Consider the following 3468-nt stretch of genomic DNA (forward strand, 5'->3'; position numbering starts at 1 on the left):
GCCTCGGACGGCACGACCAGCCGGCGCCCGCGGACGCCGTGCCGGACGACGGGGCGGTGCCGGCGCCCGGCTCCGCGCTCGGTGCCCGGACCGCGGACAGCGACGCGTCCCGTAAGTAGCGCGCGGCGCCGTCCGACCCTATGGTTGGAACGTGACTGAGACTAATCTTGACGCTGCCCCTGACCTCGACTTCGACCTGAAGAGCCTCCCCAAGGTTTCCCTTCACGACCATCTGGACGGCGGCCTGCGCCCCGCCACCATCATTGAACTTGCCGAACAAGCCGGCCACACTCTGCCCTCCACCGACCCGGTGGCGCTGGGCGAGTGGTTCCGCGAATCCGCCGACTCCGGCTCGCTGGTGCGCTACCTTGAGACTTTCGACCACACCATCGCCGTCATGCAGACCAAGGAAGGCCTGTTCCGCGTCGCGAAGGAATTCGTCGAGGACCTCGCGGACGACGGCGTCGTGTACGGCGAGGTGCGCTGGGCCCCGGAGCAGCACCTGCAGCAGGGCCTGTCCCTGGACGACGCGGTTGAGGCAGTCCAAGCCGGCCTCGACGCGGGCGTCGACGCCGTGGCCGAGACCGGCCGCGATATCCAGGTCGGCCAGCTGATCACGGCCATGCGGCACGCCGACCGCGGCCAGGAGATCGCAGAACTTGCCGTCCGGCACYGCAACAAGGGCGCCGTGGGCTTCGATATTGCCGGCGCCGAGGACGGTTTCCTCCCGTCCCGCTTCAGGGACGCTTTCACCTACCTGGCCCAGCACAATTTCCCGGCCACCATCCACGCCGGCGAAGCCGCCGGCCTGGAGAGCATCCAGTCCGCGCTGGTGGACGGCCGGGCCCTGCGCCTGGGCCACGGCGTGCGGATCGCAGAAGACGTCACCGTCGAGTTCGACGAGGACGGCGCCGGCGACGCGGACCCCGACAGTGACGAAGTCGACGACAACATCGGCCTCGTGACCCTCGGCGAGCTCGCCAGCTGGGTCCGGGACCGGGGCATCGCCCTGGAAATCTGCCCGTCCTCCAACCTGCAGACCGGCGCGATCGCCCGCTTCGGTGAGGGCATCGAAAGCCACCCGGTGGACATGCTCTACCAGCTCGGCTTCAACGTCACGATCAACACGGACAACCGGCTGATGAGCGGCGTGACCCTGACGGACGAGTTCGAACTGCTCGTGGAAACCTTCGACTACGACCTGGACGACCTGCTCGAGCTGACCCTGAACGCGGCCGAGGCCGCCTTCCTGCCGCTGGAGGAAAAGGAAGCCCTGGTCGAGTACATCAACGAGGCCTACGCCGACCTTGGCTGAGGACCCCAACGCCGTGGACGCTCCGCTCGGCGACCTGTTGCGAACAGTCGCCGAGCTGCGCGTCCACTGCCCCTGGATGGGCGCCCTCAGCCACGAATCCCTCGTGGAGTACCTCCTCGAGGAGGCCTTTGAGGTCGCAGACACCATCGAAGCCGGCGGCGGCGACGCCGAACTTCAGGCCGAACTCGGCGATGTCCTGCTGCAGGTGGTCCTGCATGCCCGGCTCGCCGAGGAGCGCGGCGCCTTTGACTTCGACGACGTCGCCCGSGGSCTGCRGGASAAGATGRTCCGGCGCAATCCGCACGTCTTCCGCSCCGACGGCTCCCTGCAGGACTCCTTCCCGGCCACGGTGCAGGAGATCGTGCTGACCTGGGACGCCGTCAAAAAGGCCGAGAAGCCCGAACGCCGGGACGCGTTCGAGGGCGTGCCGGYCGCGCTGCCGGCGCTGGCCCGGGCACAGAAGCTGCTGGACCGCGCCGGCCGCGCCGGCCTGCCGCCGGCCACTGAACCCGCCTCCGGTGCGGGAGCCGCCACCGAGGAGGAGCTCGGCGCACTGCTGTTCGGCATTGTCGCCGCCGCCCGCCGCAACGGACTGGACGCCGAACGTGCCCTGCGCGCCGCCAACCGGCGCTTCGAACACAACGCACGCCCCGGTTCCGGCACGTGAAGACCGCCATCGCGCGGCATCCCGCCGGAGGATACCTGCGCAGCGTCCGGGGACTGGATAGCCTTCCGTAACGTGGCCCACTCTCGACTAGGCTAGAGACGACGAGGACGTCGGTTTTCAGCTCGATCCACCGCTAGATTCCCAGCAGTCAGATTCCCAGCAGATCGCTTCACCCAAAGGAGCATATTCATGGCGCTTATCGATGCCATCCACGCCCGCGAGATTCTCGATTCCCGCGGCAACCCGACAGTAGAAGTTGAAGTTCTGCTCTCCGACGGCCAGATCGGCCGCGCAGCAGTTCCCTCCGGCGCCTCCACCGGCGAGCATGAGGCCGTGGAGCTCCGCGACGGCGACAAGGGCCGTTACCTGGGTAAAGGTGTCCAGAAGGCCGTCGACGCCGTCATCGACCAGATCGCGCCCGCGCTGATCGGCTTCGACGCGACCGACCAGCGCAGCATCGACCAGGCCATGATCGACCTGGACGGCACCCCCAACAAGGGCAAGCTCGGCGCCAACGCGATCCTGGGCGTCTCGCTCGCCGTCGCCAACGCCGCAGCCGCCTCGGCCGACCTGCCGCTCTACAAGTACCTGGGCGGCCCGAACGCCCACGTCCTGCCGGTGCCGCTGATGAACATCCTCAACGGCGGCTCGCACGCCGACTCCGACGTCGACATCCAGGAATTCATGGTGGTCCCGCTCGGCGCCGAAACCTTCTCCGAGGGCCTGCGCTGGGGCGTCGAGGTCTACCACGCGCTCAAGGCGGTGCTGCAGTCCAAGGGCCTGGCCACCGGCCTCGGCGACGAGGGCGGCTTCGCACCGAACCTGCCCTCCAACCGCGCGGCCCTGGACCTGATCCAGGAAGCCATCAAGAACGCCGGTTACACCCCGGGCAAGGACATCGCGCTCGCCCTCGACGTCGCCTCCTCCGAATTCTTCAAGGACGGCGCCTACCAGTTCGAAGGCAAGACCCTCAGCTCAGCCGACATGAGCGCCTACTACGCGGAACTGGTCGCCGACTACCCGCTGGTYTCSATCGAGGACCCGCTGGACGAGAACGACTGGGARGGCTGGAAGACCCTCACGGATGCGATCGGCGACAAGGTCCAGATCGTGGGCGACGATCTGTTCGTCACCAACCCGGAGCGGCTGCAGACCGGCATCGATTCGAAGACCGCCAACTCGCTGCTCGTCAAGGTCAACCAGATCGGCTCGCTGACCGAAACGCTCGACGCCGTCTCCCTGGCCCAGCGCGCCGGTTACACGACCATCACCTCGCACCGCTCCGGCGAAACCGAGGACACCACGATTGCCGACATCGCGGTTGCCACCAACGCGGGCCAGATCAAGACCGGTGCCCCGGCCCGCTCCGAGCGCGTCGCCAAGTACAACCAGCTGCTCCGCATCGAGGAAGAACTCGACGACGCCGCACGCTACGCCGGACGCAGCGCCTTCCCGCGTTTCAAGGGCTAGTACCCGCAAAAATCAG

At 67.9% G+C, this 3468-nt stretch carries 3 protein-coding genes; all 3 read left to right on the forward strand.

What is annotated here, in order from left to right:
* Window positions 1–151: 151 nt before the first annotated feature.
* The gene (locus tag AB4Y86_RS14955; RefSeq protein WP_441402985.1) at window positions 152–1315 is read left to right on the forward strand and encodes an adenosine deaminase; all 1164 of its coding nucleotides are present in this window, start codon (window positions 152–154) and stop codon (window positions 1313–1315) included.
* Window positions 1316–1391: 76 nt separating this feature from the next.
* Window positions 1392–1982: a MazG nucleotide pyrophosphohydrolase domain-containing protein gene (locus AB4Y86_RS14960; RefSeq protein WP_441402987.1), complete on the forward strand. Its 591-nt coding sequence runs from the start codon at window positions 1392–1394 to the stop codon at window positions 1980–1982.
* A 189-nt stretch (window positions 1983–2171) separates the two neighbouring features.
* On the forward strand, window positions 2172–3452 hold the full coding sequence (gene eno / locus AB4Y86_RS14965; protein ID WP_441402986.1) for a phosphopyruvate hydratase: 1281 nt from the start codon (window positions 2172–2174) through the stop codon (window positions 3450–3452).
* Window positions 3453–3468: the final 16 nt, after the last annotated feature.

Origin of the sequence: Arthrobacter sp. 2YAF22_2 (assembly GCF_052114645.1) — a bacterium.
Classification (GTDB): Bacteria; Actinomycetota; Actinomycetes; order Actinomycetales; family Micrococcaceae; genus Arthrobacter.